Annotated in this window: 23 protein-coding genes and 1 tRNA gene; 5 read left to right on the top strand and 19 right to left on the bottom strand. The window is 42.1% G+C overall.

Annotation, left to right across the window (positions count from 1 at the left end; all coding sequences use genetic code 11):
* Nucleotides 1-8 precede the first annotated feature (8 nt).
* The 3 genes from WC310_01210 to hisS (WC310_01200) form a co-directional block, all read right to left on the bottom strand.
* Nucleotides 9-1247: an NAD(P)/FAD-dependent oxidoreductase gene (locus WC310_01210; protein ID MFA5358421.1), complete on the bottom strand. Its 1239-nt coding sequence runs from the start codon at nucleotides 1245-1247 to the stop codon at nucleotides 9-11.
* A 102-nt stretch (nucleotides 1248-1349) separates the two neighbouring features.
* A tRNA-His gene (locus WC310_01205) sits at nucleotides 1350-1425 on the bottom strand.
* 39 nt (nucleotides 1426-1464) lie between these two features.
* Nucleotides 1465-2841: a histidine--tRNA ligase gene (hisS, locus tag WC310_01200; GenBank protein MFA5358420.1), complete on the bottom strand. Its 1377-nt coding sequence runs from the start codon at nucleotides 2839-2841 to the stop codon at nucleotides 1465-1467.
* 173 nt (nucleotides 2842-3014) lie between these two features.
* Between hisS (WC310_01200) and WC310_01195 the strand changes: the two genes are divergently transcribed.
* From WC310_01195 to WC310_01185, 3 genes are all read left to right on the top strand, one after another.
* Complete coding sequence (locus tag WC310_01195; protein MFA5358419.1) at nucleotides 3015-3794, top strand: nucleoside phosphorylase; 780 nt, start codon at nucleotides 3015-3017, stop codon at nucleotides 3792-3794.
* Nucleotides 3795-3906: 112 nt separating this feature from the next.
* Entirely contained in the window at nucleotides 3907-4752 is an 846-nt protein-coding gene (locus WC310_01190) for an HAD hydrolase family protein (GenBank protein ID MFA5358418.1), read from the top strand.
* A 32-nt stretch (nucleotides 4753-4784) separates the two neighbouring features.
* A complete protein-coding gene (locus WC310_01185; GenBank protein MFA5358417.1) occupies nucleotides 4785-5738 on the top strand; it encodes a phosphoribosyltransferase in 954 nt (317 codons plus the stop codon).
* Between the two features lie 76 nt (nucleotides 5739-5814).
* Here WC310_01185 and hisS (WC310_01180) read toward each other — a convergent pair whose 3' ends face one another.
* From hisS (WC310_01180) to WC310_01165, 4 genes are all read right to left on the bottom strand, one after another.
* Nucleotides 5815-7158 (bottom strand): histidine--tRNA ligase, encoded by a 1344-nt coding sequence (gene hisS, locus WC310_01180; GenBank protein MFA5358416.1) that lies wholly within the window; start codon nucleotides 7156-7158, stop codon nucleotides 5815-5817.
* Between the two features lie 117 nt (nucleotides 7159-7275).
* Nucleotides 7276-8814 carry a histidine ammonia-lyase gene (hutH, locus tag WC310_01175; GenBank protein MFA5358415.1) on the bottom strand — a complete coding sequence of 513 codons (1539 nt, stop codon included), beginning with the start codon at nucleotides 8812-8814 and terminating at the stop codon, nucleotides 7276-7278.
* A 150-nt stretch (nucleotides 8815-8964) separates the two neighbouring features.
* Nucleotides 8965-9531: a hypothetical protein gene (locus WC310_01170; GenBank protein MFA5358414.1), complete on the bottom strand. Its 567-nt coding sequence runs from the start codon at nucleotides 9529-9531 to the stop codon at nucleotides 8965-8967.
* 97 nt (nucleotides 9532-9628) lie between these two features.
* Nucleotides 9629-9958 carry a nucleoside-diphosphate kinase gene (locus WC310_01165; protein MFA5358413.1) on the bottom strand — a complete coding sequence of 110 codons (330 nt, stop codon included), beginning with the start codon at nucleotides 9956-9958 and terminating at the stop codon, nucleotides 9629-9631.
* A gap of 1 nt (nucleotide 9959) precedes the next feature.
* Here WC310_01165 and WC310_01160 point away from each other — a divergent pair, with 1 nt between their 5' ends.
* On the top strand, nucleotides 9960-10679 hold the full coding sequence (locus tag WC310_01160) for a sugar phosphate nucleotidyltransferase (protein MFA5358412.1): 720 nt from the start codon (nucleotides 9960-9962) through the stop codon (nucleotides 10677-10679).
* On the opposite strand, the gene WC310_01155 is transcribed toward WC310_01160, so the two are convergent.
* Both WC310_01155 and WC310_01150 read right to left on the bottom strand, forming a co-directional pair.
* Entirely contained in the window at nucleotides 10669-11154 is a 486-nt protein-coding gene (locus WC310_01155) for an NUDIX domain-containing protein (GenBank protein MFA5358411.1), read from the bottom strand. The two genes, WC310_01160 and WC310_01155, sit on opposite strands and share 11 nt — an antisense overlap.
* Nucleotides 11151-12383, bottom strand: coding sequence for a radical SAM protein (locus tag WC310_01150; GenBank protein ID MFA5358410.1), 1233 nt, complete (start codon nucleotides 12381-12383; stop codon nucleotides 11151-11153). Before WC310_01150 ends, WC310_01155 begins: the two co-directional genes overlap by 4 nt.
* A gap of 109 nt (nucleotides 12384-12492) precedes the next feature.
* Between WC310_01150 and WC310_01145 the strand changes: the two genes are divergently transcribed.
* Nucleotides 12493-13161, top strand: coding sequence for a class I SAM-dependent methyltransferase (locus WC310_01145; GenBank protein ID MFA5358409.1), 669 nt, complete (start codon nucleotides 12493-12495; stop codon nucleotides 13159-13161).
* A 73-nt stretch (nucleotides 13162-13234) separates the two neighbouring features.
* Here the strand turns inward: WC310_01145 and WC310_01140 are convergent, their stop codons facing one another.
* From WC310_01140 to WC310_01095, 10 genes are all read right to left on the bottom strand, one after another.
* Nucleotides 13235-14377 (bottom strand): polymer-forming cytoskeletal protein, encoded by a 1143-nt coding sequence (locus tag WC310_01140; GenBank protein ID MFA5358408.1) that lies wholly within the window; start codon nucleotides 14375-14377, stop codon nucleotides 13235-13237.
* A gap of 133 nt (nucleotides 14378-14510) precedes the next feature.
* Nucleotides 14511-14882 carry a hypothetical protein gene (locus WC310_01135; GenBank protein MFA5358407.1) on the bottom strand — a complete coding sequence of 124 codons (372 nt, stop codon included), beginning with the start codon at nucleotides 14880-14882 and terminating at the stop codon, nucleotides 14511-14513.
* 162 nt (nucleotides 14883-15044) lie between these two features.
* Nucleotides 15045-15215: a hypothetical protein gene (locus tag WC310_01130; GenBank protein MFA5358406.1), complete on the bottom strand. Its 171-nt coding sequence runs from the start codon at nucleotides 15213-15215 to the stop codon at nucleotides 15045-15047.
* A 72-nt stretch (nucleotides 15216-15287) separates the two neighbouring features.
* Nucleotides 15288-15419, bottom strand: coding sequence for a hypothetical protein (locus tag WC310_01125; GenBank protein MFA5358405.1), 132 nt, complete (start codon nucleotides 15417-15419; stop codon nucleotides 15288-15290).
* Between the two features lie 273 nt (nucleotides 15420-15692).
* Nucleotides 15693-16808 carry a YibE/F family protein gene (locus WC310_01120; GenBank protein ID MFA5358404.1) on the bottom strand — a complete coding sequence of 372 codons (1116 nt, stop codon included), beginning with the start codon at nucleotides 16806-16808 and terminating at the stop codon, nucleotides 15693-15695.
* Nucleotides 16809-16811: 3 nt separating this feature from the next.
* Entirely contained in the window at nucleotides 16812-17669 is an 858-nt protein-coding gene (gene zupT / locus WC310_01115; protein MFA5358403.1) for a zinc transporter ZupT, read from the bottom strand.
* A 2-nt stretch (nucleotides 17670-17671) separates the two neighbouring features.
* The gene (locus WC310_01110; GenBank protein MFA5358402.1) at nucleotides 17672-18961 is read right to left on the bottom strand and encodes a hypothetical protein; all 1290 of its coding nucleotides are present in this window, start codon (nucleotides 18959-18961) and stop codon (nucleotides 17672-17674) included.
* Between the two features lie 3 nt (nucleotides 18962-18964).
* Nucleotides 18965-19234, bottom strand: coding sequence for a thioredoxin family protein (locus WC310_01105; protein MFA5358401.1), 270 nt, complete (start codon nucleotides 19232-19234; stop codon nucleotides 18965-18967).
* Between the two features lie 4 nt (nucleotides 19235-19238).
* Nucleotides 19239-20000 (bottom strand): Mrp/NBP35 family ATP-binding protein, encoded by a 762-nt coding sequence (locus tag WC310_01100; protein MFA5358400.1) that lies wholly within the window; start codon nucleotides 19998-20000, stop codon nucleotides 19239-19241.
* 4 nt (nucleotides 20001-20004) lie between these two features.
* A complete protein-coding gene (locus tag WC310_01095; protein ID MFA5358399.1) occupies nucleotides 20005-20745 on the bottom strand; it encodes a ZIP family metal transporter in 741 nt (246 codons plus the stop codon).

Here is a 20745-nt window from a genome sequence, read left to right as displayed (position 1 = left end):
TTTTTTTATTAACGTGAAAAATTTTCTCCTACCGCAAAACCAGTACTCCAGCATACTTGCAAATTAAATCCGCCAGTCGGACCATCTAGATCCAATATTTCACCTGCCAGATAAAGATTTGTGACGATTTTTGATTTCATGGTTTTGGGGTCAATTTCTTTTAGCTCCACGCCACCGACAGTGACAATCGCCTTGCCAAAACCGTCTACTTTTTTTACCTTTAGCCTAAAATTTTTCAGCAAACGAACCAAAGTCTTTCTTTCTTCCTTAACTATTGAGTTTACTTTTTTCTCCGGGTCTAAACCGAGAAATCGAATCACCACTGGAATCAAAGTTTTGGGCAGTAGGTCATCAAGGCTGTTTTTGAGCATTTTACCCTTAGACTGCTCAAAATCTTTTTGCACCCTTTTATCCAGCTCAGAAAAATCTAACGCCGGTTTGAAATCAACCGCCAGTTCAACCGTACCGATAGTTAAAAGCTCGCCGATTTTTTTACTCATGTCGAGGATAATCGGTCCCGACATACCGTCATCGGTAAAAAGCGCTTCGCCAAAACGCGAATCAACTTTTTTATTATTTTGATAAATACCAATCTCAACGTTTTTCAAACTAAGCCCCTCCAAATCTTTGACCCAGCTCTCGGCAACCACTACCGGCACCAAAGCCGGTCGCGGCAAAATAATAGTGTGACCCATTTTTTCTAACCAAAAGTAGCCATCGCCGCTTGATCCAGTCAAAGGATAAGATTTGCCACCAGTACAAATGGCGTAATTTTTCGCTCGTAATTCTTTTCCGCCAAACAACACTATTTTTTCGATTTCTCCATTTTTAACAATAATTGATTTAACCGTCGCGTTGGTTTTAATCTCTACCTTGTTTTCTTTCAAATATTTTACCAAGGCGCGCAAAACATCGTCAGCTCTATCACTAACCGGAAAAACACGCTGACCGCGTTCGGTTTTGGTCGGTACCCCCCGGCTGGTAAAAAAATCGATCACTTCAGCTGGACCAAAGCGACTCATAGAGGAAAATAAGAATTTTCCCTTGGGGCCAAATCTTTCCACAATATTTCGTTGTTCTGATTCGGCATTGGTGATATTACAACGACCTTTGCCGGTAATCAAAAGTTTCAATCCCAACTTGTCGTTTTTTTCGAGCAACAAAACACGGGCGCCGCACTCCGCCGCCCGCCCGGCCGCCATCATACCAGCCGGTCCTCCGCCAATAACTATTAAATCATATTCCATATTTGCACGCCTAGATTATACCCCACCTATAGTAAGCAGGCAAAATCATTTTAATAAAATGAAAAAGGGGCTGAATCAAATCAGTCCCTTTTATGTTGAAAATGGTGGGTACGAGGGGATTCGAACCCCCAACCTCCGGGGTCACAGCCCGTCACTCTGCCAATTGAGCTACGTACCCGATTGGATCGTTAAAACTTACCGCAATCGTCGGATATTGTCAAGTGGCTTCGCGAGTGGCGAACTGCAGAAAGTCACGCAAAGCCCCGCGATTAAGGTTGTCCTGGCTACGAAACTCCAGGTCTTTGAGCGCAACGACATTTCCGGCAACTTCCTTTTCCCCCAGCAGGATAACGTAACGAATACCTCGCTTGAGGGCAAAAGCGATCTGCTCTTTGAGCGGTACGTCACCATCCGGAAAAAAATCGACGTTGAAACCATCAGCTCGTAAATCGCTTGCCAGTTTCAGACGTTCCGCCACAAAGCTGTCGCGCCAGTTAACAATCAAAGCCAAAGTTTTGGTTTTGATCTGTGGCAATCGACCCAATTCTTCCAGCGCGGTAAAGAGCCGATCAACGCCAACCGAAGCACCGGTAGCCGGAATCTTGTTGCCGGTAAAACGCATTACCAGGTCGTCAAAACGGCCACCCGACATGACACTGCCGATATCCGGCAAATCAAGCAAGGTCGTTTCAAATACCGGCCCGGTATAGTAGTCGAGCCCGCGAGCAACCGACAAATCGATCACCCAATTCATCGAGTCGAGACCGTAGGCATAAAGGTACTGGCAAATCTCTTCGAGTTCGGCAATACCTTCTTGACCGATTGGAGAGCTGGCGAAAAGCTCACGCAGCTCAGCAAGCATAATTTTGGGAGCATCAATTTTGGCCTTACCCAAATCGATAAACCGAACGATCTTGGCGATCTGGTCGGGATTCAGATTGGGCGCCGTCTCGTCGTATTCGTTGTCCGGCTGTCGAGCCAAATCAGCGACTACGCCTTCGATGCCAACTTTTTCCAGACGATCGAGCGCACGCAAGACCAGCTTAATTTTGGTCGGATCGAAACCGGCATACTCGGGCAGAGCGTTGAGAATCTTCCTATTGTTGAACCGGACGCAAAACCGACCGACGTCGAGCGCCTCCATCACCTTAATGATAATACTGATGATTTCCGCATCAGCAACCATCGATGCCGATCCGACGATGTCCGCATCAAGTTGAGCGAACTCACGATAACGCCCGGCTTGCGCTTTCTCACCGCGCCAAACATCACCGAGCTGATAACGCTTAAACGGTCGAGGCAGCTGGTCGCTGTAAGCGGCAACCACTCGGGAAAGCGGAACGGTCAGATCGAACCGCAACGAAACATCGAGTTCGCCGAAGTTGAAGCGGTAAACCTGCATGCCAAAATTTGGCTTGTCGACCCCCAAAACACTCGCCCTTTCCAGAGCCGGAGTTTTGAGCGGCACAAACCCGAAACTGCGATACACCTCGATCACTCTGTTGATCAGCCATTCACGCTGCTCCATCTCCTGGGGCAAAAAATCGCGAAAGCCGCCGAGCGCCTCGGGTTTTATGGTTTTTTCGGTTGACATTTTTCTCTCCTTTATGTCGACGTCTCTTGGTTTTTTGGTTGAAAAAAGAACGATTTGCCCTCCACAAATTTTCATTTAACTGTACCACTTCAGTCAAAAAAGTCAATGTTATTGACTACGGTCTCAAAAAAGGTTAAAATTTCTTCATCAGCTTAAACAACTATCAAAAACCTATGTCAATGCAACCACACATTAAATGCCAAGAAGGAGATATTGCTAAAATAGTTTTAATACCCGGTGATCCGGCTAGAGTTAAAAAAATCGTCACCTACTGGGACGAAGCCAAGGAAGTCGCTAATAACCGGGAATTTTTAACTTATACCGGAAAATACAAAGGCATCCCGATTTCCGCTACCTCAACAGGTATTGGCGGACCATCGGCTGCTATCGCCGTAGAAGAACTGGCTAATATCGGCGCCAAAGCTTTTATCCGAATCGGCACCTGCGGCGCTTTCAAAAAAGAAATAAATCCTGGCGATTTGATTATCCCCTTTGCCGCTATCCGCGCTGAAGGCACCACCAAAGAGTATGTACCGGCTGAATTTCCCGCCGTTGCCGACCCCAATATTTTTCGCACGCTCGAAGAGACTGCTAAAGAAAAAAGTTTTGTTTATTTTACCGGCATCAACCGCACTCATGACGCTTTTTATGAACACCTGGACAATATGCTACGTTGGGGCGATATTTACAAAGATAAAAGAATGAGTAAATGGAACACACCGCTGGTCAGTTCAGAAATGGAATGTAGCACGGTTTTTCTGGTCGCCATGTTACGCGGCTTAAAGTGCGGTACAATTCTCTCCGTCAATACCACCGAACCGTTAGATGAAATCGCGGAAAATCCGGATTTGATTTATGAATTAATCGAAAGCCCCAATGCCGCTGATGGTATAGATAAAGCAATCCAAGTAGCGCTCGATACAGCCGTCAAAATCAGTCCGTCAATTGAATAAAAACCCTTAATTTTAGAACACAAAGCAACACTTTTAACAAGTGTTGCTTTATTTTTACCTTCCATGATAAGCTAATATATTAGCAAGAAAAACCAACAAGGAGGGCTAGTTAATGGCTATAAACAAAAAAAAGATCGTCTTGCTAGACGTCGACGGAACGATCCTTGACAATCGATATCAATTCAATATCGAAGAACTGACTTGGCTTGCCGCTATCGCCAAAGCCAAAGCCGCTGGTTTCTACGTCGGTCTCAATTCTGACAGTCCGTACGAAAGCCTGCGTGCCTGTTATGACAAATGGCAAATGAACGGACCGATTATTTCCGAAAAAGGCGCAACGGTCTGGACGCCTGACTTCGAGCTACCGCAGGTTCTCGCGCCTTTCAAAACCGGCGCCTTTCCTGTTGTTCGCAATCAACTACGGTTGGTGACTCCGCTCAAAAAATTCGGAATAAACTATTTCGTCTGGGTAGACTTTCTCAATTTTCAAGAAAAAAAAGCTCAGATCAAAGCCAACCAACGCGTTTTGATGGTCAATCAATTCCGGCGCCACAGTCTCAGTTTTTACGCCATGCGCAATGTCGACGGCAATAACATCCAACCCGATTTCGAAGTACTGGAAGCCGTCCGTGACTTCATCAAGGACTGCTTGCGAAACGGTCACGCGATCAAAAAAGAAGATCTCGATATCGATTCCAACCGTGATTACGGCATCTGTATTTTTCACCACGTTGCCACGACCAAGAAAAATGCTATCACTTGGCTCAATATGCGTTATCCCGACTATCCCGTCTTTATGGTGGGTAACAGCATGTCCGACTACTGCGGTCCGAAAAACGTTACCCATTTGGCGGTAGGCGGAGCCTCGCAAGAGTTTAAAGATTTCTCCGCCTATACTGCGACTGCCGACCTGACCGAAGGCGTTGTAGAAATCCTGAAAAGACTAACCGCTACCTAAGACAACCTGCCGAACGAAGAAGGAATACGACGATGAACGACAAATTCTATTTGATCACCGAGGACCTAGGAAATCTTGTCCGACATTTTCTCCTGCGCGACGGCAGCCAAGAAACAAGGGATCTACCCACGGATAAAATCTTGGTTGCTCCGCGCAGGTTACTACAAACCGAGATTAAACACTTGCTGCAGGAACATCGGGTATTGGTATTCAAAGAAGCGTATTTTCGCGCCAGACTTAACGATCAGGTCGACAAAAACCGTTCAGCCGACCGTCTGGTGGTGGCAATGGATTACTACGCCAGTAAACCCGACTACATCTTGCATATCACCCGGGTTTCCATTCCTGACCAAAACGCGCCTGGAAAATGGGTCAAAATCAACGATCCGCGCCACCGCCCAGGTGAACTGTCGGTAGCCGATCAGGTTCGATCGATCAGTAATATCGCCAAACAAAACCAGAAAGACATTGTTTTGGTTGACGACGGCATCTGGAGTTCCGGCACCTTCGAACACATCATTAAGTTGTTCGCGGAAAACAACGTCAGGGTGGTTAAAATCGTCGCCGGAATCGTGGCAAAAAAAGACCTGACCGACAGCAGTATTTTGGATCGCACCGACTTTCTTCACTCTTTCGAAAGTAAAAACATGGCTGATTGGATCTGCGAACGAGACTTTTTTATCGGGTCGCCTTTCTTTGGTCGAACTTTGGGAACCAACGGCGGCAGCGAACCCGATCCGCGCGGCATCGGCATCCCCTATTGCCAGCCACTGGGTGATTGCGACTGGGCCAGCATTGACCCGGCTCGCGCTCAAGCCTTCTCGCAACTTTGCATCAAAGCGTCCAAATCACTATTCCTGGAAATCGAAAAACACCTGGGTCGGCAAATTATGGTCGGCGAACTGCGAACCATGCCACTCGGAGCCCACCGCCAGCCGCAAATGCCGTTTGTCGACTGGCTGGATCAACTGGCTGGTCAAATTTGAAAAAAACAAACCAAAAACGGTCTGACAACAAAAATCAGACCGTTTTTTTTAAATCAAAACTAAAATTTTTTACCTACTAATATTTCTTTAATATTTCAACAAGGTTTTCTTTGGTAACCATAGACTGAGAGCTAGTCGTCATATCTTTTAACATAAACTTACCTGCCGATATTTCATCTTCACCAATAAAAATAACATACGGTATCCCTAATTTATTCGCATAATTAAGACGCGCTTTTATTTTAGCATCTTCGAGAGAAACTTCAGTTGGAATACCCGCGGAACGAAGCAAGGAAGCAATCTCCAAAGAAGCCGACATATCTGGTAAAAAAGAAACTACTAATGCCCGAGTTTTTGTGGCAGGACCAATATTTAAGAGTCCTAAATTTTGCAGTTGAGAAAAAAGTCTAGTCAGCCCGATTGATATTCCGACGCCGGGAAGTTTTTTATTGGTGTATTTTTCCGCTAAATTTTCATATCTTCCGCCGGAACAAATAGATCCGATTTCCGGGTGACTAACAAGCACTGTTTCATAAACGGTACCGGTATAATAATCGAGTCCGCGCGCAATAGATAAATCAATGTTATAAAAATCTCTCGGCATACCCAATATTTCCAAATATCGAACAACCTCTTCCAGTTCGGCGATTCCCATGGCAAAAAAATCGTTAGTTATATTAAGATCGCGTAACTTACTGATTATCTCGGTTGGTGAACCTTTGATTGCTAAAAATTCAAAAACACTGGCGATTGCTTGCTGTGTCAAACCAATCTCAATCAATAATTTTTTAACCTCTTCTTCTCCAACTTTCTCAATCTTGTCAATTATTCGCATAACGTCCACTGCTGACCGTTCGGCGCCCAAAAAAGCCATAAGACCATTGATCAATTTCCTGTTGCTGATACGAACTACAAACGGACCAAAGTCCAGTTTACGAAAAACATCATAAATCACCCGCGGAATTTCGGCATCATTTATAAGATTCAGATTTTCGTTACCAATCACGTCAATATCGCACTGATAAAATTCACGAAACCGACCTTTCTGCGGACTTTCTCCGCGATATACTTTACCAATATGATAGCGGCGAAATGGAAACGTCAATTCGTTGACATGATCGCTCACATATCTGGCGAGCGGAACAGTCAGATCGAATCTCAAAGCCAAATCGTTTTCACCCTTGGTAAAACTATAAATTTGTTTCTCGGTCTCTCCCCCGGCTTTAGCAAGCAACACTTCTGCCCTTTCGATCACCGGCGTGTCAATGGAAATAAATCCATAGAGTTCATAAACCTCTCGTATTTTTTTCATCATCTCGTCAAAAATTATCTGTTCGGACGGCAACAACTCCATAAAACCAGGCAAAACCTTGGTATTTATCGTTTCTTCTCTTGACTTTTCGCTTACTGCCAAATTCATAAAAATTTTTACTCTTAAGTTAATGACTGAATTATAGCAAATATTAACCCATTTTTACAAATAAAAATACGCGCCTTAGTAACAGCGCGAAACAACCAGCTGACTGCCATCAAAATATCAAACCTTTATTTTGCCGATTTCTTCCTCAACGATATTTATTACCCGAGGCAAAATTTTGACTATCTTTTCCAAATCACGATAAAGCGGACGATCTTCCGCTAAAAAATCAACTACACCGCGCACCACCTGATGAGCCAAAAAACTGCCGCTGCCGGCTTTAAGCGGCTGACGAAAATCTATTGCTTGAGTGGCGCACATCAGTTCTATGGCTAAAACCTGCTCGACATTATCAATAATTTTTATCAATTTTCGCGCCGCGATAGTACCCATACTAACATGATCCTCTTGGTCAGCCGAAGTTGGAATGGAATCAACGGAAGCCGGATGAGAATAAACTTTATTTTCGGAAACCAACGAAGCGCTGGTGTATTGCGCGATCATGAAACCGTTGTGCAACCCGCCCTTATCTTTGGGAATTAAAAAAGCCGGCAAACCTTCATTCAAAAAACCAGTTAATAATCTAAAAATTCTCCTGTCAGAAATATTAGCCAGTTCGCTCATGCCGATTGCCAGGCAATCCATGGCAATCGCTATCGGCTCGCCATGAAAATTACCCCCGGAAATTACCTCGTCCTGATCCGGAAAAATCAACGGATTATCAGTAACCGAGTTTATTTCGGTTAAAACTACCGAATAAGCATAGCGCCAAACATCTTTGACCGCGCCATGGACCTGCGGCGAACAGCGCAAGGCGTAAGCGTCCTGCACCCGATCGCAATGTTTATGCGACTCCATAATCTCGCTATTGGCACAAACTCTACGAATATTATCAGCGCTATCGATCTGTCCTTGATGCGGACGCAAATCATGAATTTTGTGATCACAAGCAGCGGCCGTACCCATTAAAACTTCGACCGACATACCGGTAACAATATCGGCAAGTTTAATCAAATTTTGCGCCTTAACAATATTTAAAACCGCCACTGCAGTCATAAAGGCCGTACCGTTATTAAGCGCCAGACCTTCCTTGGAGGTCAATATCAACGGCTCCAAACCGAAACCGGACAGAAATTCACCGCTTTCTTTCCTTTGTCCGTCAACCAAAACCTCGCCCAATCCCATTCGGCATAAAACCAAATGCGACAAAGGCGCCAAATCGCCGCTAGAACCGACCGACCCCTGACTCGGAACAAAAGGATAAATATTATAATTAATAATATCTAACAACGCTTCGATTGTTTCCAGGCGCACCCCCGAATTGCCATGCGCTAAAGAATTTGCCCGAATTAAAACAGCAGCCCTAACGACTGCCTGCGAAAAAGGTTCACCGACGCCAATGGAATGACTGGTGATTAAATTTTTTTGCAACTGCACAGTCTGGTCCTTATCGATTGCAACTTTCTTAAACTCGCCAAATCCGGTAGTTAAACCATAAATCAGCCTTTTCTCATCCACCGCTTTTTCTACCAACTGACGCGCTTTAAATATTTTTTCTCTTGCGCTATCCGCTACTCGAACCTTAAAATTGTTGTTTACGGCTACTTCGTAAACATCTTTAATCGTCAAACTATGACCATCGATTTCCAACTCGTGCATAAAAATTTAGTTACTCATGTTACTAAATTACTACCTCTGCCAGAAATGTCAACTAGCCAAAATCAATAAATTCTGTTATCGCCTTTTTAATCAAAAAACATCAAAAAAAGGTCGTCTTTTGGCAGACGACCTTCGGATGACTTGGACTAGCTAAAGTCTCTTCGCCTTAGCTAGCCGTCGCTGTAAAGCGAAATATTCTTGACCAATCTCCAAAATTTCTGACGAAATCCAACCATCCGGTAAAGCCAGTATTGGCATCGATTCACGAATAATTTTCTTGGTTTCCGAATCAACCATAGCACAAACAGCATATCCGTCATAACTGACTTTATCCATGGCGGTTGCGTCGACTGGCTTTACACCGAGCGGCTGGGAATAAACTCGACCGTAGATCAGGGCAAATCCCAGTTTCACGTCAATCACCTGAAAAACAGAGTAAACACTGTGACCGGTAAAAACCGGGTTGTGAAAACCAACCAACTCAGAAACATGCAAAGCGTGACCTCTGAAAAATAAGCCGGCAAGTAACCCGCTCAACTCGTCAAAAGAAGTCAGCACCACTCCACCGAACAACATTCGATAAGGATTTTCCTGAGTCGGCATCAAGATGCCGGTGGAAGACAGCCCGACGACATTGCCGTTTCCGTCTTTGACAAATGGGCTCAAACCAAAACCGAGCATAACCAACCTCCTTTGGTTTTGTATTATTTTATTCAAATCAAAGAACTGACATTTAAAATTATCATGTCTGTTGCAAAAAATCAAGGGTGGAAAAAATAAAAAGGGGTCGGAAATATCCAACCCCAAATAGATTTTAGACGGCTTGTGCCACCAGCGTTGTACCGGCTAACAACCGACTCTCAATCTTAGCGATCTCTTCTTGAGTGAATAGGGCCCGTAGCTCGTTGAAGAAAGTCACTTCATCCTTGGTGGAATGTGTGATGTTTCTCCTGATGGACTCGCCAAATCGTCTTCGGATTGTGCTAACCGCGGCTTTTTCCGGATCAGTGTTACCCACAATAGCATTAAGGACATTGATGGCGTCTTTACCTATTACCACGTAAGCGTAGACTTCACCCGAAAGAAGGAAATCCTTCAGACCAAGAAAAAAATCCTGGTCGGCATAACTGCCATACACCGCCATTATGATTTGGATACTTCCTCTGGCCGGCAAAGGAACCAGAACCAAAGAGATGGGAGAGTTTAAACCGTTCATCAAAATTAACGGCCAACCTATTCTTGGCTGGTGTCTTTCTTCAGTAAAACACCTCTTTAAGCCAACCGACAAAATAATCCTGATCACCACTCATTATTTCGCAGAAAAATATCATTTTCAGAAAGAAACAGAAAAACTACTACAAAAACATCGGATACCAAACCCAGCCACAATAATCACCTGTGACGAAGCTCCCGGCGCATCCGCCACGATTTTGAAAGCTAAAAAAAAGATCAACAATGCCGAACCGGTGATCGTCGTAAACCCTGATCAGTATATCGACTTTGCCTTACCACAAAATTTTAAAAAAAATACCGCCTATTTGGGCGTCTATTTTAACATGGAAAAAAAATCTGGTTTTGTAAGAATAAAAAATGGCATAATCACCTCCTTTGTCGAAAAAAAAGCCATCTCCTATTATGCCAGCGCCGGAGTCTACTTGTCTCCTACTGGTAAAAAGCTCGTAGCCGCTCTAGAACACCAAATAGCTCACGGAAAAAAATTAAATGGCGAATATTATATTGGCCCAGCTTTCAACTATCTAATCAACAATGGAATGACGGCAATACCCTTGCCGGTGTACGCCAAATACGATCTAGGCAATCCCGAGAGTATAAAATATTTTCGCGATAAACGTTTTAGATATTAGGATTAAGATAACCTGACAATTCTGTCAAAACTTTTTCCACAGTATCAAAATAGTTGGTAAAATCTTTCGTCTCGTGATCAATATAGTTTTTCAACTGATTGTGACTCACCCACTGATATTTTTTGATCTCGTCGGCTAACTTGAAATCTTCATCTTTACCCAAAAATTCAACTAAAAAAAATTTTTGTGTCTGACCGCGCCACCTATATCCAGCCTTTTCAACAGAATCGTTACTCCAATCGTATTGATTCATATATTGACTTTTGGCTCGAATAACAAAATTGTTCGTACCCAGCTCTTCCGCACATTCCCTCAAGACTGCGTCTTCATCGGTCTCACCGCTGTCAACGCCTCCCTGAGGAAACTTCCAGCAAGTATCTAACCAATCTATCCGTTGCAATAATAAAAACTTGCCTTGACGAAAAACGATAGCGGCGACATTGTCGCGATAAGGCAGACTGTTAATATCAGTCATAATTTTTTTGTTATATTTAATAATGAAGGACTATCACTATAGATACAGGTCGGATTTTTTATGCCTGGTTGGACGAAACGATTTAATTCCGTTTCATATTTTGACCCCTGACATCGTCCATTAGTAAACTCATCGCAACGATCACAAAACAAAATCAGCAGTCTCCCGTCATCTCTAATCTGCTCCAGCTTCTGGCTTTTTTGCCACACATCAACAAGATCATCGGTTCTGACATTGCCTAATATGAGCGACGGATCGATATATGGAGCGTAACCACCACAGCAATAGCTACCATCACTTAATAGATTAAAAGTGGTGGTGCCTGAAGGCGGACCAACGCGCAAGCCGAATTTCTCGCCCAAAGATTTATCAACAGATGTTTTGCGCGACACTTCAGCGAAATGTAACACTCTCAACTGAGGATATTTTGGTTTTAATTTATGTAAAGCAACCGACATTTTAAAATGATCTTCTACCGTAACACCTTCAACTGTCTCCAATTCAGCGCCACGGCCAATGAATACGATGGTAAAAAAGTTGATCTCGTCAGTATATTTAGCAGCAAGATCCAACATATACTCTATGTCGTGCATAGAATATTTATTAACCAAAGTGTTAATCCTCAATCTAACTCCGCCCCGATGGAGCCCTGCTAGATTCTTTATGGTTCTATCAAATGATCCGACGCCACGGTTTAAGTCATGATGCTCTTTGATACCATCTATACTAACCGTAACCTGGTCTAGATCCAGTTGAGCAAATTTTTCACTAACGGTATCATCATGATACGCCGCATTTATATTGCACGATATAGCAAACCCCAAATTTTTTGCATATTGTAAAATATCAAACCAATCAGAACGACAGGTTATTTCCCCGCCGGTAAAGCGTAAATCCAAAACGTTGCTTTGACGTAGATGATCTAAGCTCTGCATCACCTCTTTTGTAGTGAGCTCGTTTTTTCTCGGAATACCAGAACTATTGAAACAATACCGGCAACGCAAATTACAACCTAGCGTCAATTCATAGTATATCCGAATCGGCGAATAAATAATATCCTTGCGATACTCCTTCCGCCGGGCCTTGATTAGTTCCACCTCTTTTGCAGAAACACCTCTATTCCTCAAAACCTTCTTCAATTCGGTTTTAGCCAAAAATTCGTGTCTCAGCTTGCGTTTATCAAAAAACGTATAGCCAAAAGACTCCTCTCTGACAAAATATTTTTTCATAATATCATTATATTCGACTTATCTACAACTTTATAATATGCTATGGTATATCTGACTTTTTATCAAGTCTCTTATACACCGGGTAATGAGCGGATAAACTATTTTTAAAATGACACCGAACACTACGAAAAGTACACCGGAACCATCGGCAGGCATCCGCTTTGTTCCCGAAATCGGTAAAACGATAGAGGTAACTTTTAATTATACTAAACATTCTCAGCCACAAGGACAAAGAAAAAAAGAAATAGAAAATTTTTATCAGACGCTACTTAAAGAAATAAATAATCTTCAAATAGAGAACATAATCGACATCGGCTGTGGCGAGGGTTTCACCCTTGATCGGATACAAAAATCAAGTATAAACAAAGAGCTTGTTGGAATAGATAGCTCGCTGGTTGCCGTCAACCTGGGGAAAGAACTGTTTCCCCAATTAGACTTACGCTTGGGCAATATCTATCAACTCCCCTTTCCCGATAAATCATTTGATTTAGTTGTTTGTACAGAAGTGCTGGAGCACCTAGAAAATCCCAGTCAGGCGTTACAGGAAATCGTCCGTATGGCAAAAAAATATATCATCCTTTCGGTACCGCACGAACCATTTTTTAGCCTGAGAAACATTTTGCAGGGTAAACACCTAAAACGTCTAGGCAACACCCCTGGTCATATCAACTGGTGGACTGAGGCAAAATTTAAAAAATTTGTTGAAAAAGAAAATATTACTATTTTAAAAACAAGACATCCTTTCCCTTTCACTATGGTAATAGGAATAAAAAAATAAAACTAACCAATTGAATATAAAAAACCGCTCGCCTAGACGAACGGTTTTTTGTTTACTGATCCAACTAAAGATTCTAATCAACGAGTTTATGGCCGTGACGGTAGAGGTGAAGAGAGATCGTTCCCATTCCAACCAGGAAAAAAACCGCACAAATAACCCAGCCCACTATCGGAACCAACATCAAAACTGACAACAAAATTATACCTATTACCACCGACCAGTGATCAACTCGGTAATTTTTGGTAAACAAACGGAAAATCAAAGCCCCTAAAATCATACCAGCCACCGGCGCCGCCAAAATACAAAGTATGGCATACAAAAGCATTGCCAAAATACCTAGCGGCAAACCAACTATGGTAATCATCAAAATAACCGCCACGATTGGCAAAACAATCATAACTACCAAACCCCTGAGGAGATCCAAGCCAAACTTTTGACTGCTGTATTGAGCTACTTCCTTTATTTTCTTTTTGAAGACGAAGTAAAGTAGCAGACCCAAAATCAGCGTACCAATAAGTTTCAAAAACCAGACTACGCCAAATAACGCAGATAGCGCAGCCTTACCGTCTACTTTCTTATGTCCGTTACCAAGATCTTTTTTAATATAATTGGTCTCGCCTTTAACTGCGGCGCCAGCGGTAATTTGCGGTTCGTTCGGACCAGTGCAATCCAGATTACCATTAACCACGGCAGTTGATGCCAAAATTAAACTATCGGCTATTACCTTTAGGTTACCGTCAATAGTACCGTGAATCTCTATTTCTCCAGCGCCAAGCTCCGCATCGCCTTTTATATCACCAAGTAAAACCATTTTTCCTGCGGCACTATAAAAATTGCCAGCTATTTCCGCTCCGTCTGCCAAAACCACATAGCCACCCGCAGTCATTACTTCTCCGCCAATATTTTTGTTAATATAGACGTTACTACCAACCGCGCGCAGATCGCCGTTAACCTGACCGTTGAGTAAAACATTAGCTCCGGCAACATTGAGGTCGTCTTGCACTAAACTGCTGACAGTTAGATTGGCGCCGGCTAGATAGGCATCTCCCTGGATTTCATCATTGATGTTAAGCGAAGCACCGACACCGTAAAAATTGCCGACAAGCGGTTTACCGCTGTTTAGACTGTACATTTCGCCACTACCAAAAGTAGCGGCGGATGCCGGCAAAGCAAAAACAAACAAGAGCAAACCAGCTACAATCAAGGTTTTTTTCATAGTTTTTTTGAATTAATTATATAAATATATCGCTGGTTTAATTATAGCAAAAAACCGTACGATTGACGATTTGTCTGGATAGACAAAACCCCCGCCGTAAAGCAAGGGTTTATGATCTGATGTGGGGCGAAGATCAGTACACCGTCGCCCAGCGACAGGCGTCAAAAACTTCGAGAGACCCCCACGGTCTCCGGCGAACCGTGTCTCCGACTTCGATCATCGACTGACCATTCAAGTCGATGCCGAAGCCAAAAAGCGAATACTCGCGTCGGATCCTACCGTCCTTGTTTTTCACATCGATTTCCCAGCCGATGTAGTAGTAATTGCCGCTATCGACGCTAGACCAGACATTGGTCACGGTTCCTTCGAAAGACCGGGTGTGCCGGTAAATCCACCGAGGGACGGTGTACGGTAACGACACGACGGCGGTCAAAAGTCTGAACCAAAACATGAAAAAATCAATAATACCTTTCATTTCTACCTCCAGTAAGTTGCTGATAGCCAAAAGTTCTTTGTATTTAAATCATATTTTACACTAACATAATTATAAATACTTGTCAACAATAACTGCTACCCTCAAAACACTACTTACTCACCCGATCTCCTTGTATTAAAAACCTCGCCGTAAAGCGAGGGCTTTCAAGCAAATTAATTTAAAAATCTTAATCTACATTGCCAAAAACTTCAGCAGTCCATAAACCAAAAAAGCTGGCCAAACCAAAGCTTTGAGAAAACCCAAAACTCCTAGCCAAAAACTGGTTGCTGTTGAGATGTAGTATATCGCCGCACCAATCAGACCGAGTCCGTAGGCAGCGCCACCACCGGCATTTTTATTCATATTGTTTTTTATTTATTAACTAAAAGAAATTATACCTCATCTAAAGCGGGGAAACAAAAAAACTGTCATACACTATTTTAATGCCTTTCGCACCTCTTTCGCAATTTCTTCCAAAGAATAATGTGCTTTGATAAAATATCCTTTAGCACCCAGCTCTTCTGGACTGATTTCATTACTTGATTCAATTTTTGGTTCGCCTAACATAAATTTTATTTATTTTCTAAATCTTCTTCTTTAATATACCTCATAATTTTTCCAAATGCAATTTTACCTACATCAAAAAAACCTCTAAATTTATAGAGATTTTTTTGATATGAGCCTTGTCAGTCTGGAACCCCCAACTAGCAATCTTCAAAGGCTTTTGTGGGGATCAATTTGGGGTAGTTAGAGACCCTTTCGGGTAGGGGTCTGAATTCGAAAATGCGACAAATGCGACAGTGCAGTATAGAGGGATTCTTTTACCTTGGTTTAAATCGACTATTTGTTTTTTATAAACCAAACAGCCAAAAGAGTGGCGATCGGCATGGATAAAGCCACGCCGATACTGCCGACAAGAGTGCGGACAATTTCCGTAGCTATCAACTCATTATTAATTACCTGCGAAAAAGAAACTGTTCCCATCGGGTTGAGATAAAAAAGTAACAAAAGCGGCAGGCTGGCTCCGGCATAAACTAAAAACAAAGTATTGACGATCGCTCCCAAATGAGTATTGCCGACTTCATAAGCCGACTTATAAACCTGCTTATTAGTGAGGTCAGGATTAGCTTTCTTAATTTGTTTAACCGATTCCACTTGACCGACGATAATATCATCCAAAACGCCGACTGTGCCGATCAAAATTCCCGCTAAAAGCAAACCTTGAAAATCTATCGCCCCACCGTTCGTACCAAGCAGAAACATCGCTTCTTCCTGAGCCATGCCGGTCAATCTGGTTAAAGAGGTAAATATCCAAGATAAAACAAAAGTGACTAATAACGAAAAAAAGACGCTGGTTACGGAAATATGCGACTTCCTATTCCACCCTTCAGTTAGATAAATAATGATCGCTAAAATTATTAACGCTCCGAATACGCCGACTAGAAGAGGACTGGCGCCGTTGACAATTTGCGGGACGATAAATTTAATAATGATAATGAAACTGACTACTAAACTTATTAACGACTTAATGCCCTTCTTTTTGCTAATAAAGATAATTACGGCACAAAAAATAAAAGCCAGCCAATATAAATAACCGCTGCGAACTAGATCAGTTATATAATAATTCGTGGCGCCGTCAACCGTCTTGACTTCACTGACCAAAACTTTATCGCCGACTTTGTAGGTATTGGCGCTAGCCACATCAATTTTAGAAATTCCTTGATGCTCAAATTCTTTGCCTCGCCATTCCTTTTCCAGCCCGCGCAGAAGCAGGTTTTGCTGCAACGCGCTTGAGCCGTCCTCTCTCTCTAGCGTCTTTTCTTCCAAAATCTTTATCACCTCGGCTTTAAAAACCCGATCAACCAAATCCTCGGCATTATTCTCTGTTTGAGCCGATACAAAAATTGGCGCTAGGAGAAACAAAATGGATAATAATAAAATTATTTTCTTAAACATAAATTACTTTAACAAGTATAAACTAAACGCCATAATTATCATGCCAACCACTAGGCCAAATAAACTTATATGTCCGTGACCGAATCTCCTGGCGGCGGGCAAAAGTTCATCAAAAGCTACATAGACCATAATACCGGCAACCAGCGCCAACATTATACCTAAAACAAAATTATTAATAAAAGGAAAAAGTATCAGATAAGTAATCAGTGCTCCCAGCGGTTCGGCTAAACCGGCCAATAAAGCGTACAAAATACTTTTTTTCTTATCCTGCGTTGCGTAATAAATCGGTAAGGCGACACAGAAACCTTCCGGTATATTGTGGATGGCGATAGCGATGGCGACCGATAAACCAAACAAAGGATTAATGCTAGCGGTGGTAAAGGTAATTATCCCCTCGGGAAAGTTATGCAGAGCAATAACTATGGCGGTAATTGTCCCTGTTTGCAAAAGAGCTTGCCGTCTCGACCAATACCTTCGGCGACGACATCGTCCGCCAAATCCATCGTTCGGACATTGAACGGCATCCCCGCCGCCATTCAATCCGTAATCAGCAACCGAACAAGTTTCCATACGATTATGAGTAAAGGCGTCGATTACGCCGGCAATCGCCAAACCGACTAAAAACATCAAAACTACCAACCAATGATAACCGCCACTGGAAGCTTCTTGAAAAAAATTATTTGATTCCTTGAGCAATTCAAAAAAAGACAAATAAATCATCACGCCGGCCGACAGTCCCAAACCGAAAGACAAAAATTTAGTGCAAGTGGTTCTGGCCCAAAAAATCAAACCAGCGCCGATGACGGTCGAAAGTCCGGCTAAAATAGTTAAAGTAAAAGGTAAAAAGAAATTACCAGCCATACTCAATTAAACATTATCCATTCCGGCTTAAATATCAACGCTAAACCAATCACCAACATTACCAATCCGCCGATTAAACGAGATGCTCTGGCATATTTGGTGGTGACTCCCGTCATTTCTAAGGTAATCATAGCGATAAAAAAGATAAATAAATCGTCCAACATAAAAAAGAATATATAGAGCAGAATGTAAAGGTAATAATGCCAACCAGCCATTTCATTTAAAGCTAAAACTTGTGTGTAAACCGCCGGAAGTCCGGCCGAACAAATCAACTCAACTAAATTAACGGCGAAAGCTAAAATAATAATTCCCCCCAGCGCCAGCCATAAACTATTTTGTTGAACCGCTGACTTTAATCTGGCAAAGGTTTTTTGCCTTTGCTCGTCACCGGCTATTTTACAGCCGCTGTCCTTATTAAATAAAAATTCTTTAAGACTGTAACCGCCACCCAAAAGAGCCAATAATCCAATCAATGTTCTTACCCAAACCACGAATCCTAAGAAGAGAATTAGATTGAGCCAAGCTGACATGAACAGAAAATAAACGGTGGCAGAAGCGACGATAAACGCGCTACCTAGAAGCCACATTCTTTTCCTGTTTTCCATACCCAAAAGCAGGCTAATCAAAAATAAAAGTGTCCACATGGCGCAAGGATTAAATCCGTCCAAAGCCCCCATAATTATAGTTAAAATAGGTAGAGAAAAATTCACCGCATTGACCTCACCCAATAACGGTAATTTTATTAATTTATCTTTATTTTCTTGGCTAGGCGGCTCTTGCACGATTGGCGCTTCGATCGAATTTTTTATAGCTACATTTTCATTTTTGATTGGCTCGTGATTTTTATTTTCTTGAACTGCCGGCTGTTGAGGTTTAATAACCTTAATCCCGACAATAGCGGCGACTGAGTCTTGACATGATGCGACGGAACATTCTTTTACCCGCTGTTCTATCTGGCCGGAGGTTATGCCATTAGCAAACCCAACAAACTGTTTATCGCCGATAACCAAAAACGGCACGCCGCCGATACTGACGCCAAGCTTATCGGCTGTTTGTTGCAACAACAAAGCGTTATTTTTGTTGTTATAGATTTCATATTCATAGATTTGCAAGTTGGGATAATCATTTTTTAAATCATTAAATAAATACCGTCTCTCTTCAGCGCAATGGGGGCAACCGTCTCCGTAGAAAAAATAAGCGTTGATTGGAAAATTACTAGCAGAAACAACTTGTGTTGATACAACCAAACCTAACAAAAATATCACGATTATCTTTTTAAATGTTAATTTCATAATTTATTTTTCCTTGTTCTGATTGATAGTTTCGATCAATTTATTTTTATCTACTTCACCGTCTAAACGTAGAAATTCTTTACCATCTTTATCTAAAAAAACGAAAACCGGCAAAACATCAGTAATGTTGTACTTTTTAATGATTTCCTTGTCTTGGTCAAAATCATAATATTCAGTGCAAAGCCAAGGATTTTCTGCTTCAATCTGCTGCCACCTCGGCTTCATGACAAGACATCCCGCACACCATACTGCTCCAAATTTTAGCACTTTCATATTTTTATTTCTTATTAATTATTTTATCAGCTATTAATAAAAAATTCTTTGTGGTATCTGATTTTTTATTTATGACAATTGGACGACCACTGTCACTGGAAATAACTATTTCCGGATCAAGAGGAATGCGTCCCAAAAATGGTATTTTATATTTTTTAGCAATTTTTTCTCCACCACCTTTTTTGAATAAATTGATGACTTTATTGCAATGAGGGCATTGCAAACCGCTCATATTTTCAATCAGACCATAAATTTTTAATTTAAGTTTTTTGGCAAAATTTATCGCTTTCTTGGAATCAAGTAATGAGACGTCTTGAGGCGTAGTGACTATAATCGCTCCTGATTTTGGCAATAATTGAGCGATTGATAATGGTTCGTCCCCGGTACCTGGAGGGGCGTCAACTATCAGCCAATCAAGGTCGCCCCAACTTACTTCCTTGACAAATTTTTCAATAATTTTCATTTTTGCCGGACCACGCCAAATTATCGGAGTATCTTTTTGGGGTATAAAATAAGCAATGGAAATTAATGATAAATTTTTGCTCACTTCAATAGGCAAGATAAAATCTTCTCCGTAAGAGAAAACCGCTTTTTCCTGCACACCTAGCATTAAGGCCAAATTTGGACCGTGAATATCAGCATCAAGTAAACCGACCTTTAATCCTTTCTGGACAAAAGACATGGCCAGGTTTGTGGCTATGGTCGATTTGCCGACGCCACCTTTGCCGGAAAAAATCAATAAAGTGTTTTTTATTTTACCCGGCATGCTTTTAATGATTAATTAATTTGATTAAATACATCATTAATATACCCAGAAGAAAAACAAGAAATGTACCCATGGACTTACTTATGTTCGTCTCCTTCCTTATTTCCGGCATCAGATCGGAAGCGGCAATGTAAACGAAACCACCGGCCGCAAACGGTAGGAGATAAGGCAAGATATTCTGCAAGTGGGAAAAAGAAAAATATCCCGCTATACCGCCCAATACCACCGTGAGAGCGACGAGGTAGTTAAGGGTCAAAGCTTTTTTGTTGTTAAATCCGGCATGGATCAAAACGCCGTAATCGCCGATTTCCTGCGGTATTTCGTGAATAGCTACAGCTAATGTCGTCGCCATACCTAAACTAAAATCAACCATGAAGGTACTGGCGATTATCAGTCCGTCGATAAAATTATGAATGGCGTCACCGATTAAATTCATATGACCGAAAGTATGAACTGGGCAATCAGCTTTATGGCAATGTCGCCAGTGGAGTAGTTTTTCTATCAGAAAAAAGACGGCAAAAGAAATTAAAAAAATGGCAAACAATGTATCCGTCCTTATTTCTTCCGAGGCTTCAGGCATTAGATGCAAAAAAGCGCCGCCCATCAACGCTCCGGCGGACAGAGCAACCAGAAACATTGTAATTTTTGACAAAATATCTTTTTTCAAAAAAATAAACAATACCGCCACCCAGACACAGAGAGTAATGATAAATGTCGCGATAATTATTGTTAATAGCGTGAGCAT

The sequence above is a fragment of the Patescibacteria group bacterium genome (assembly GCA_041653535.1).
GTDB lineage: Bacteria > Patescibacteriota > Patescibacteriia > JACRDY01 > JACRDY01 > JBAZFH01.
The sequence above is the reverse complement of the archived record's forward strand: the minus strand, read 5'-3'. Positions and strand labels throughout refer to the sequence as shown.

Coding starts and splice junctions, on each gene's coding strand:
- WC310_01210 (MFA5358421.1), bottom strand. CDS start 1,247: ATGGAATATGATTTAATAGTTATTGGCGGAGGACCGGCTGGTATGATG.
- hisS (MFA5358420.1), bottom strand. CDS start 2,841: ATGTCAACCGAAAAAACCATAAAACCCGAGGCGCTCGGCGGCTTTCGC.
- WC310_01195 (MFA5358419.1), top strand. CDS start 3,015: ATGTCAATGCAACCACACATTAAATGCCAAGAAGGAGATATTGCTAAA.
- WC310_01190 (MFA5358418.1), top strand. CDS start 3,907: ATGGCTATAAACAAAAAAAAGATCGTCTTGCTAGACGTCGACGGAACG.
- WC310_01185 (MFA5358417.1), top strand. CDS start 4,785: ATGAACGACAAATTCTATTTGATCACCGAGGACCTAGGAAATCTTGTC.
- hisS (MFA5358416.1), bottom strand. CDS start 7,158: ATGAATTTGGCAGTAAGCGAAAAGTCAAGAGAAGAAACGATAAATACC.
- hutH (MFA5358415.1), bottom strand. CDS start 8,814: ATGCACGAGTTGGAAATCGATGGTCATAGTTTGACGATTAAAGATGTT.
- WC310_01165 (MFA5358413.1), bottom strand. CDS start 9,958: ATGGCGGTGTATGGCAGTTATGCCGACCAGGATTTTTTTCTTGGTCTG.
- WC310_01160 (MFA5358412.1), top strand. CDS start 9,960: ATGATTTGGATACTTCCTCTGGCCGGCAAAGGAACCAGAACCAAAGAG.
- WC310_01155 (MFA5358411.1), bottom strand. CDS start 11,154: ATGACTGATATTAACAGTCTGCCTTATCGCGACAATGTCGCCGCTATC.
- WC310_01150 (MFA5358410.1), bottom strand. CDS start 12,383: ATGAAAAAATATTTTGTCAGAGAGGAGTCTTTTGGCTATACGTTTTTT.
- WC310_01145 (MFA5358409.1), top strand. CDS start 12,493: ATGACACCGAACACTACGAAAAGTACACCGGAACCATCGGCAGGCATC.
- WC310_01140 (MFA5358408.1), bottom strand. CDS start 14,377: ATGAAAAAAACCTTGATTGTAGCTGGTTTGCTCTTGTTTGTTTTTGCT.
- WC310_01130 (MFA5358406.1), bottom strand. CDS start 15,215: ATGAATAAAAATGCCGGTGGTGGCGCTGCCTACGGACTCGGTCTGATT.
- WC310_01125 (MFA5358405.1), bottom strand. CDS start 15,419: ATGTTAGGCGAACCAAAAATTGAATCAAGTAATGAAATCAGTCCAGAA.
- WC310_01120 (MFA5358404.1), bottom strand. CDS start 16,808: ATGTTTAAGAAAATAATTTTATTATTATCCATTTTGTTTCTCCTAGCG.
- zupT (MFA5358403.1), bottom strand. CDS start 17,669: ATGGCTGGTAATTTCTTTTTACCTTTTACTTTAACTATTTTAGCCGGA.
- WC310_01110 (MFA5358402.1), bottom strand. CDS start 18,961: ATGAAATTAACATTTAAAAAGATAATCGTGATATTTTTGTTAGGTTTG.
- WC310_01105 (MFA5358401.1), bottom strand. CDS start 19,234: ATGAAAGTGCTAAAATTTGGAGCAGTATGGTGTGCGGGATGTCTTGTC.
- WC310_01100 (MFA5358400.1), bottom strand. CDS start 20,000: ATGCCGGGTAAAATAAAAAACACTTTATTGATTTTTTCCGGCAAAGGT.
- WC310_01095 (MFA5358399.1), bottom strand. CDS start 20,745: ATGCTCACGCTATTAACAATAATTATCGCGACATTTATCATTACTCTC.